The organism is Nitrospirota bacterium, from assembly GCA_016207905.1.
Classification (GTDB): Bacteria; Nitrospirota; Thermodesulfovibrionia; order Thermodesulfovibrionales; family JdFR-86; genus JACQZC01.
This window is the reverse complement of record JACQZC010000064.1, coordinates 1-8,672: the sequence shown is the minus strand read 5'-3', so window position 1 is coordinate 8,672 and position 8,672 is coordinate 1. Positions and strand designations below refer to the sequence as shown.

The window sequence follows — 8,672 nt, the reverse complement described above, 5'->3', positions numbered from 1 at the left end:
CCTCAGGCTAAAACCCCTTGCCTTCAACTCCGTTATCCTGTCCCTCTCTTCCAAATTAAGTTGCTTATATCGTCTCTCCATAAACACTTAGGGTAACTCCTTCGTAGCCCCAAGTGTTGCACTTCCTCATTGAACTGGCGCTGTGTAAATTCTTGAAATGAAAAAAGACAGGGAGATGGAGATAGAGAAAGAGAGGGAAAGGCAGTTGGTAGAGAAGGATGCAGAGGAAATACTTGAGAGAGGATATGGGATTAAAAGAGGATAATAAAATGAATTTACACAAAATGATTGGCACTACCTGCCATAGAACCTGCCTAATTTGCCATAGTTATGTGGTTGAGCTATTATATCATCATGGTTATCGGCATACCCAAGGAGATAAAGACTCATGAATACAGGGTAGCTGTCACGCCAGAGGGCGTAAGGGAGCTTTCGAGGGCAGGCCATAAGATATTTATCGAGCAGGGCGCAGGCCTTGCCTGCGGTTTTTCAGACAGCCAATACAAGGATGCAGGCGCTCCGGTCATGGATAAAGAAAGGCTTTTTAAGGAATCTGCCCTTATTGTTAAGGTTAAAGAGCCTTTGTCTTCTGAATATGAGTTATTTAGGGAAGGGCAGGCATTATTCACATTCCTTCACCTTGCGCCTAACCCCGAGCTTATAGGGATGCTTATTGATAAAAAAATCACTGCATTAGGCTATGAGACCCTTGAGGAGGAAGGCAGGCTTCCGCTTCTTCAGCCAATGAGTGAGATAGCAGGCAGGATGAGCCCTATTGTAGCAGGCTATTACCTTCAGAGAACAAAAGGAGGCTCTGGGCTACTCCCAACAGGTGCGGTAGGTGTGCTTCCTGCAAACATCCTGATAATCGGAGGAGGTAGTGTTGGAGAGAATGCCGCCAGAGTAGCCCTCGGAATAGGTATGAGGGTTACGGTCGTTAACAGAGGCATCGATAGGCTCCGTAGGCTCGATGAGATGTTTTCAGGAAAGGTAAATACCCTGCCTTCGATGGAGTATAATATAAGGGGTGCACTCAAAGATGCCGATATAGTTATTGGAGCAGTGCTTCTGATAGGAGCTAAGGCACCTGTCCTCATAACCGAGGAGATGGTTAAAGGAATGAAAAAAGGCTCGGTTATAGTGGATGTCTCCATAGACCAGGGCGGATGCATCGAGACATCAAAGCCAACTACACACGAAAACCCTGTGTATGAAGCACATGGCATCATCCATTATGCAGTCACAAACATGCCAGGAGCCTATCCGAGGACATCCACTATGGCACTTACAAACTGCACACTGCCATATATAAAAAGACTTGTAGATATGGGAATAGAAATCGCACTGAGAAAAGACAGGGCATTAAGAACTGCCCTGAACATCTATGACGGGAAGGTTACCCACAAGGGGCTTTCCGATTCTACAGGCATTCCCCTCGGTGAGATATGACTTTCTTCAGGATTGCTTTATTTCTGCTTCTGCCTGCCATTACGACTGCGGATGGAATAGACGGAAGGGCATATTTTAAGGCAGGTGTAGACTTCTTCGATTCTAAAAAATACCCCGAGGCTATCGAGAGTTTTTCCTCTTCGCATGAAAAACTTCCAATAATCGGCGATTACAGCCTTCTTTACATGTCTAAGGCATACATCAAAACAGGAGACCTCGAAAAATCAAATAAATGCCTTGAACAGCTTCTAAAAGAGTACCCGCAAACACCCCTTAAAAAAACAGCAAGAGCACTTTTGATAAAAAATACCGTTGAGGCTGACAGGGAAAAGGCAGAGGCATTACTTGAGGTATATATAAGGGATTACCCTAACGATGAAGGGATGAGATTTTTGCTGGGCGAGCTCCTAAAAGACAAGGATAAGGCAAGGGCAAAGGAAATATTCAGGGAGTTATATATCGGAGCAGGCTCTCTGGACATGAAGGCATCGAGGGAGATTGAGCCCGAAGAGGTCTCTGTACCTGAGCTTATCAAAAGGGGGTCGAACCTTATATATGCAGGCAGGTACAAAGAAGCAGAATCCATGCTCAAGGCTATAAGGCTTGCTAAAGGAAGTGGGCATAAAAAGGGTTTTTTAGAGACCCTCGCACTTTCTCTTTTCAGGCAGAAACAATATGAAGAGGCAGGAGAGACTTATATGGAGGCATCTAACTTTTATGAAGCAGGAGTGGCGTTTTTAAGGGCTGAAAAATACGATGCATTTGACAGGGCACTGGCTAAGGTGGTTTCCATGAAAGACGAAAGGGCAGGGGGTTTGTTAATATCCTCTTCAATAGCTAAAAGGAGAGAAGGAAACACAGAGGAGGCACTGAGATTATTATCCAAAGTAAAAGCCACATACCCTGCTCATGCCGAGCAGGCGCTCTGGCATACAGGATGGACTTATTACCTTAGCGGTGATTACAAAAGTGCCATCGGTATCTTTAGCGAACTTTACAAGGCATATGGAGATACGAAATACCTTTATTGGAATGCAAGGGCTATTGAAAATGAAGGAGGAAACCCTACACACATCTACAAAGGGCTTGAGTCAAAAGACGGCTTTTATAGTATACTTTCAGGACTAAGAAACAGCAAAAACCTTAATGCATCTGGAGACTCAAACATACAGGGCGATATGTCCATAGGAGGCGTAGAAGACGCCGTTGGTTTCGAAAGACCCGATATACTCCTTGAGGCAGGACTCAAAGGAGAGGCTGTTATGGAGCTTATGCATATGTCTAAAAATGTCATCTCCGACAAAGAGCTCATTGGCATTGCATATAAGATTAACTCCATGGGCGAATATAGAAAGGCAATTGGCATGGTGTCGATACTTTCAAAAGAGACAAAGCCAGATGAGATTCTCTATCCCCTTGCCTATTGGCAGAGTATAAAAGAGCAATCCAGCATCTATGGCATTGACCCTCTGCTTGTGCTTTCTCTTATCAGAGAGGAAAGCAGGTTTGACCCGGAGGCATGCTCTCAGGCAGGTGCCATTGGCATTATGCAGATTATGCCTGAAACAGCACGCAGGCTTGCAGACAAACTTGGTATCAAGCTCAAAGGCACAGAGCATATATACGATGTCGAGCTAAACCTGAAGTTAGGAATGTATTATCTTTGGAGACTGCTTGAGGAATTTGGCTCAGCCACACATGCGATTGCCGCTTACAATGCAGGAGAGCACAGAGTAAGACAGTGGCTCGGGAAACAGAAATATCAGTCATATGATGAATTTATCGAGGATATTCCCTATCAGGAGACAAGCCAGTATATTAAGCGCATACTGACCACCTATTACATATATAAGGGACGAATTAGCCTTGAAGGTAAATCAACCAGAAGAGATAAAGATTCAGACAGAGACCCTTTTAATCTATTGGTCTCACATGGTATTATTATGCAATGAAAAGAACACTCTTTGACGATGTAACAACGAGTGCTCAGTCCCGGCAAAAAAAGGAGGTTACATCTTTGGAAAGACTTAAAGGTCTCGATGAAAAAATCACTGCCGCAATAGAAAAGGTGAGGATGCTCAAGGAGGAAAAGGGAGTAATCGAGCAGAAGGTAAAACATCTCGAGGAGGTCATAGAGCAAAAAGACATCGAGATAGAAGGATTGGAATCAGAAAAACAGGCAATAAAAAACCAGCTCGAGGAATTGCTTAATGAGCTGGAGACCCTTCAATTAAGCTGATATGCCAAGCGTTGAGGTCTCTATATTAGGGCAGAAGTATACGATAAAAGGCGATGCATCCGAGAAGCATATCGAAGAGCTTGCAAGATATATCGAGGGTAAACTGAAGGATATATGCACTCCCCCTAATGTCTCGCCTGTTAAGGCATTAATCCTTACTGCATTTAGCCTTGCAGAAGAGATTTATCGGTTAAAGGCAGAGCAGGAAGCCATTGCAAACGAGATGGAGGAAAAAACTGCTATCCTCGACGGACTATTCGAGGGCTAACATCGGTTCCCCTAAAATCCTAAGACTGCATCCCTTGCCATATTCAGAAAACCCGAAGGCAAAACTCCAATTGCAAGCACAAAAACCGCTGCGATTGTTACTGCAAGATTAAGTGCAGGCGAGGGCGTTAAGGAGACCTCTTCTTTTGGCTCACGCATATACATATACATAACCACCCTCAGGTAGAAATAAGCTGATATTGAACTCATGACAACTGCCACTATAACCATCCATGTGTAGCCTGCGTTTATAGCCGCAACGAAGAGATAAAACTTTCCAATAAATCCTGCGGTCGGAGGAATCCCTGTCAGGGAAAACATGAATAAGAGCATGAGGGCTGAGTAAAGAGGATGCCTCTTCGAAAGCCCCTCGTAGTCAGAGATGTTCTCGCCTGTAAAGCCCTCGCTTCTAAGAAGTATCACTATGGCAAATGCACCGATGTTCATGAATGCATATATAAAGAGATAATTCATCATACTTGCAGTGCCTTCGGTGCCACCTGCGATTATGCCCATGAGTGCATACCCGGCATGTGCGATTGATGAGTATGCAAGCATCCTTTTTATATTTGTCTGGGAAATGGCAAGGATATTTCCAACTGCCATTGTCAGAATAGCAACAGGTATCAGGATTTGTGACCAGTCTCCTCTGACAGAGCCAAATGCAATCAGAAAGACCCTGCCTATTGCGGCAAATCCTGCTGCCTTTGGCCCAACGGACATGAAGGCAGTTATCGATGTTGGCGCACCTTCGTATACATCGGGTGCCCACATGTGAAAAGGCACAGCCGCTATCTTAAAGCTGAATGCTACGGTAAAGAATATCAGGGAAATAAGAAGAATCGGCTCTTGAGCAATGCCCTTATTGGAGATGTAATCAGCCACTGCCATGATATTAGTCGTCCCTGTAATGCCATATGTCAGGGATATTGCAAAGAGTAAGAATGCAGAGGCAAATGCACCCAGAAGGAAATACTTAAGGGCGGCTTCATTAGACCTCACGCTATGCCTTATGAAACCCGAAAGAACATATGTCGAAAGAGCCATAAGCTCAAGCCCCAAATAAAGCACTATGAGGTCTCCTGCCGATGCCATGAGCATCATCCCTAATGTTGCAAAGAGCATGAGGCTATAGTACTCTCCAAGGTTTACCCTCTCTACGGCAATGTATTTTACTGAGATTAAAATCGTAAGAAGGAGGCTTACGAGAAATATCAACTTAAAAAATATGCTATAGCTATCTGCTATAAACATTCCTGAAAATGTAGTGCCTGAGAAATTAAACAGCGAATAAAGCGTAACTGCAGTAAAAAGAAAACTCAGGAATGCCACTGTCTCTTTCCTTTTCAGGACAAGGTCAAGCATAAGTATAATAAGACCTGCCGAAAGCATCAGGATTTCTGGCATAACAGGGTTTATATCAGGAAGACTTAATATGGATTTCATAAATCCCTCCTCAGACTCATTTTTACTGCCTCCTAATCAGGCTTGTGTATTAAGGCGTATATTAAACAGGCTTCTCCTTTTTGTCAAGGCAATTCCCTCTCTCCCCTAATCCGCTAACTTTTTTAAACCTTCTCAAAAGGCACATAAATTTATATTGTCATCTGTTGAGCTTTTTCAGTAATTCGTTAATGGCTTTAAGCTGGAGGTCGGTGTAAAAATAGCCTTCCTCTATCAGCTCTTGGATTTTTCCGTCATAGCGGGCATCGAGCTTGATTGCCTTTTTGTAATTTTTTCTGGCAAGCTCCAGCTTACCGAGCTTAAGATAGGTAATTGCCAGACCGCAATAGGCATCGGCATACTGGTCATTTAATTTTATTGTCTTTTGAAAATGCTTAACTGCATCGTTATACTTTTTCAGGTCAAAGTAAATATACCCAAGATTGTTATAAGCAGTGACATTCGATGGGTCAAGCCCTGTGGCTTTGGTATAGTCAGGGATAGCCCTGTTATAATCTGCCTTTATAAAATAGATATTTCCTCTGCCGATATAAGCATTTGCATTTTCGGGATTCAGCTCGATTACCTTGTCAAAATCCTTGATTGCCTCATCGTATAACTTCTTATTATAATAAGCGATTCCACGGTTATAGTAGGCAGAGATAAATTCAGGCTGTAGCTTTATTGCCATGCTGTAGGATTCGATAGCAGTGTCAAGGTCACCACCTGCATATGCAGAATCTCCCTTAGATAAGAGGTCACTTGCGGTTGTCTCTACGGGCTCCTCGAATATGACCTTCCATGCGCCCTGCTCCTTGGTTAATTCAAAAAGTGTCGTGCTTTCTCCCACAAAGGATACCTCTGCTTTATCGTCGGTTATTTTTTCCGAAAGCAGTTCTTCATTCATAAAACCCATTAATTCTCCTACTGTAGATACAATTTCGCCAGAAAGTAATTTTTCTAAGAATAAGGCTTTACGGACCTCGCATATCGTGGCTTTTTCCTCGTCACTGCCGATGTTGCCTGCACACATCGTCTCAAATGCAATAGAGTTTTTTAGAAGTTCTTCGTCCCGATTGCCTGCGGCAAGGAAAAGGTCTACCACTACCTGTCTGGGGCTTCTTTGCTCCAATGGTATATCTTTTCTTTGAGAGAGGTCTTTTCCAATCTCTTCCTCTGTAATGGCAATTATAGTGAGCGGCACATTTTCCATGCCAACCTTTATAAGCTTTTTGCTTTCGTCTATCCAGTAAGAGACGGAATCGCCATCTGGCGATGTCAATGTCAATCTGTATGCAGGGAGGCTTTTATCTTTTAAGGATATCTCTTCTTTTCCATCTACCTTAAGATAAGAAATTCCGAGCTGTCCGTTTTCAGGACTTATAGTATCGAATCCATATTTCTTTGGGATGTTTAAATCGACTAAGAGGTATATTATGTCTTCTAATGCGGTGAAGGATATGAGAGCCTTTTCAATGGGCAGTGTGCGATGCGTTATCTCACCATTTTTGTCTTCATCTATAATTAATTCCCCATCCTTTATCACCTGCTTAATGGTTTCTTTTAAAGTCCCCTGCCATGAGACCTGTTCGCTGACAAACTCGCTCCAAAGAGGTGAAAAATCCGGCGGTGTATATACGGTCTTTTTCATGAAGAGGGTTGTAGGAGTCATCTTCATCTCGAGGGCTTTCTCTATCCGATATGTCTTTTTCCCTTCGTATGTCCCTTCGGATATTTTGGTTGACGATAAACCCACATATTTTGAGCCAAGGAATACGCCAAATAAGCTTTCGCCTAAAACTTCTTTTCTGAGCTCAGTTTCCTTTGACAGTAATTCCCTGCCTTCTTTCATAGCATCTTCGTCTATGCCTGTTTGACAATAGACTTGAAAGGGAAAGAGCAAAAGGAAAAGGGAAAGACCTATTAGTGCTGAAAATGGTTTTTTCATCTTTATCTCCTTGTCATAGCATCTAAAATACAAATCGTATTCTAAACACTTATCTCGGCTCTGTCAATAAGCTATACCTATTTGTCACCCTGAACCATGCCCTGAACTTGTTTCATGGGTTGTTTCAGGGTCTAATGTCTTTGCTTTAGTTTATAGGGGAGGGGGGGTGGTATGCTAAGTCCTTGATTTTTAATGATTCCTGCTTTAATTTTGCTTTAATAATTAACATTAATCCCCGTCATTCTGCACCCTTTCCATCATCCTGAACCATCCTGAACCACTTTCCGTCATTCCGACTTGTTCGGAATCCTTCTTCAGAAGGACTCCTACCCCTTTCAAACTATAGTTAGTATAGGGCTTTTGAAACCCTTTTGTCAAGAAAAAAGTGAACTATGGTTTATACAGCTTTGTCATTCCCCACCTTGTCATTCTGAACCCTGAAAGTGTCATTCTGAACTCGTTTCAGAATCTCATTCTGACATTAGTCCCCTTTCTCTAAATCCCCCTGTTCTAAAAGGGGATGAAAGGGGATTACTAATAAGAAGTAATTTTTCTTGACAGAAAAACGATGCCTGTTTAAGATAATGGCAAAGGAGGCTTTCCTACTTCTTTATGAGTCGTAGACAACGAAGGGAATCCCGACGCTTCGGGAAGAAAGGGATAACATTGGAGTATATGTGGATATAGCGTATTCAGTCAATGACATTCCAATACGATTAACCTATGAAAGATGGTATCATATTATTGAAAACCACGATGACTTAGCCGAGAAACAGTATGGCAACGAAGTTGAAAGAAGATAAGATAATCCAGACCTGTCTGGGGCTATCATCGGATATAGTCAAGCTCCCTATTGAGCACATATGGGTTGATTATGATAGGGAGGCCGATGTCTTATATTTAAGCTTTCGGAAACCTCAGAGGGCAAAAAAGACAGTGGAAACCGATGATGATATTCTTATCAGAAAAGATGGGAATAAGATTGTTGGAATAACAATCTTAAATGCAAGCACAAGATAAAAAACACAGGAATCCAGTAATCCCCTCTTTGGAGAATCCTCTTTAAATCCCCCTTTTCTAAAGGGGGCATGGGGGGGGTGCAACCTGCTAACATAGGTAACAGATTAACCTATGGACATGGGTAACAGTATAATGGCAGAGCAAGGAGGTATTGCGATGCCATGGAGAGAGGTGAGACCTATGGACGAGAGAGTGAGTTTGATTTCGGACTGGCTTAAAGGTTGTTTCACAATCACAGAGCTTTCGGTTACTTACGGTGTCAGCCGCAAGACGGTCTATAAGTGGATCAACCGGTATGACACTGAT

8 protein-coding genes are annotated in these 8,672 nt (G+C 42.8%); 6 read left to right on the top strand and 2 right to left on the bottom strand.

Annotation, left to right across the window (positions count from 1 at the left end; all coding sequences use genetic code 11):
* Positions 1-354 precede the first annotated feature (354 nt).
* Genes ald through HY805_08240 form a run of 4 tightly spaced genes read left to right on the top strand, consistent with a single transcriptional unit; the run spans position 355 to position 3,956 of the window.
* A complete protein-coding gene (gene ald / locus HY805_08255) occupies positions 355-1,449 on the top strand; it encodes an alanine dehydrogenase (protein MBI4824203.1) in 1,095 nt (364 codons plus the stop codon).
* Positions 1,446-3,401 (top strand): transglycosylase SLT domain-containing protein, encoded by a 1,956-nt coding sequence (locus HY805_08250; GenBank protein ID MBI4824202.1) that lies wholly within the window; start codon positions 1,446-1,448, stop codon positions 3,399-3,401. The genes ald and HY805_08250 overlap by 4 nt, the downstream gene beginning before the upstream one ends.
* The gene (locus HY805_08245) at positions 3,398-3,688 is read left to right on the top strand and encodes a hypothetical protein (GenBank protein MBI4824201.1); all 291 of its coding nucleotides are present in this window, start codon (positions 3,398-3,400) and stop codon (positions 3,686-3,688) included. The genes HY805_08250 and HY805_08245 overlap by 4 nt, the downstream gene beginning before the upstream one ends.
* Position 3,689: 1 nt before the next feature.
* Positions 3,690-3,956 carry a cell division protein ZapA gene (locus HY805_08240; GenBank protein MBI4824200.1) on the top strand — a complete coding sequence of 89 codons (267 nt, stop codon included), beginning with the start codon at positions 3,690-3,692 and terminating at the stop codon, positions 3,954-3,956.
* An 11-nt stretch (positions 3,957-3,967) separates the two neighbouring features.
* Here the strand turns inward: HY805_08240 and HY805_08235 are convergent, their stop codons facing one another.
* The gene (locus HY805_08235) at positions 3,968-5,401 is read right to left on the bottom strand and encodes an NADH-quinone oxidoreductase subunit N (protein MBI4824199.1); all 1,434 of its coding nucleotides are present in this window, start codon (positions 5,399-5,401) and stop codon (positions 3,968-3,970) included.
* Between the two features lie 157 nt (positions 5,402-5,558).
* Entirely contained in the window at positions 5,559-7,346 is a 1,788-nt protein-coding gene (locus HY805_08230) for a tetratricopeptide repeat protein (GenBank protein MBI4824198.1), read from the bottom strand.
* A gap of 777 nt (positions 7,347-8,123) precedes the next feature.
* On the opposite strand from HY805_08230, the gene HY805_08225 reads away from it, so the two are divergent.
* Both HY805_08225 and HY805_08220 read left to right on the top strand, forming a co-directional pair.
* On the top strand, positions 8,124-8,366 hold the full coding sequence (locus tag HY805_08225; GenBank protein ID MBI4824197.1) for a DUF2283 domain-containing protein: 243 nt from the start codon (positions 8,124-8,126) through the stop codon (positions 8,364-8,366).
* 192 nt (positions 8,367-8,558) lie between these two features.
* The coding region (locus HY805_08220; protein MBI4824196.1) for a helix-turn-helix domain-containing protein at positions 8,559-8,672 on the top strand (114 nt) is incomplete at its 3' end.

Coding starts and splice junctions, on each gene's coding strand:
- HY805_08240 (MBI4824200.1), top strand. CDS start 3,690: ATGCCAAGCGTTGAGGTCTCTATATTAGGGCAGAAGTATACGATAAAA.
- ald (MBI4824203.1), top strand. CDS start 355: ATGGTTATCGGCATACCCAAGGAGATAAAGACTCATGAATACAGGGTA.
- HY805_08250 (MBI4824202.1), top strand. CDS start 1,446: ATGACTTTCTTCAGGATTGCTTTATTTCTGCTTCTGCCTGCCATTACG.
- HY805_08235 (MBI4824199.1), bottom strand. CDS start 5,401: ATGAAATCCATATTAAGTCTTCCTGATATAAACCCTGTTATGCCAGAA.
- HY805_08225 (MBI4824197.1), top strand. CDS start 8,124: ATGGCAACGAAGTTGAAAGAAGATAAGATAATCCAGACCTGTCTGGGG.
- HY805_08245 (MBI4824201.1), top strand. CDS start 3,398: ATGAAAAGAACACTCTTTGACGATGTAACAACGAGTGCTCAGTCCCGG.
- HY805_08230 (MBI4824198.1), bottom strand. CDS start 7,346: ATGAAAAAACCATTTTCAGCACTAATAGGTCTTTCCCTTTTCCTTTTG.